The following is a 488-nucleotide window of genomic DNA, read 5'->3' as shown; positions in this document are numbered from 1 at the left end:
CGGCAGGGCCCCGACCTCACCCGAGGTCGGGGCCCTGCCGCGAAGCAAATACCGGGGCTGCTTACTTCTTCCTGGCCGCCGAGGTGCGCTTCGCCGGGGCCTTCTTGGCCGCGGCCGTGGTCTTCTTCGCCGCCGTGGTGGTCTTGGCGGCGGTCTTCGCCCGCGTGGTGGTGGCCTTCGGGGCCGCCTTGGCGCGGGTGGTGGTCGACTTCGCGGCCGTCGCGCGCGTCGTCGTCTTGGCCGCGGTGGCCTTGGCGGGGGCCTTGGCCGCGGTGGCGCGGGTGCGCGTGGCGGCGGGCTTCGCCGCGGTGGCACGGGTGCTGCGCGTGGTCGTCGAGGCGGCGCGAGTGGTCGTGGCGCGCGCGGTGGTGCCGGTGGCCCGCTTCGCCGCCGTGGCCTTCGGCAGCTTCTTCGAACCGGAAATCACGTCCTTGAACGTGGTGCCCGCGCGGAACGCCGGAACGTTCGTCTTCTTCACTCGCACGGCT

1 protein-coding gene is annotated in these 488 nt (G+C 73.8%); it reads right to left on the bottom strand.

The features are described from left to right. Positions 1-61 precede the first annotated feature (61 nt). The coding region (locus L942_RS43505) for a DNA-binding protein (RefSeq protein WP_081655397.1) at positions 62-488 on the bottom strand (427 nt) is incomplete at its 5' end.

The organism is Amycolatopsis orientalis DSM 43388 (genome assembly GCF_000411975.1).
Classification (GTDB): Bacteria; Actinomycetota; Actinomycetes; order Mycobacteriales; family Pseudonocardiaceae; genus Amycolatopsis; species Amycolatopsis orientalis_D.
Note: the sequence above shows the minus strand (reverse complement) of the source record. Positions and strands in the feature narration are given on the sequence as shown.